The organism is Pseudomonas sp. PME37.24/025 (assembly GCF_055556615.1).
The window spans coordinates 1-263 of the sequence record NZ_JBVHNK010000294.1; the positions used below are offsets into that span (position 1 = coordinate 1).

At 45.2% G+C, this 263-nt stretch carries 1 protein-coding gene; it reads left to right on the top strand.

All coding sequences use genetic code 11. The features are described from left to right. Positions 1-263, top strand: a 263-nt coding sequence (locus ACZ3HH_RS30435) for a polysaccharide biosynthesis protein (RefSeq protein WP_465810350.1), incomplete at both ends; no start/stop codon positions are given.

The window sequence follows — 263 nt, forward strand, 5'->3', positions numbered from 1 at the left end:
GATGTCAAGGATGCGGTGCGGCTTGATGAGGTGATGGCTAAATTTCAACCCAGGATTGTTTTTCATGCTGCTGCTTACAAGCATGTGCCTTTGATGGAAGAAAATAATGCCTGGCAGGCAGTAAAAAATAACGTGCTGGGCACTTATCAGCTCGCACGAGCGGCCAATAAATATGAAGTTGAAAAACTGATTTTTATTTCCACAGACAAAGCGGTCAACCCTACCAATGTGATGGGTGCAACCAAGCGACTGGGTGAAATGCT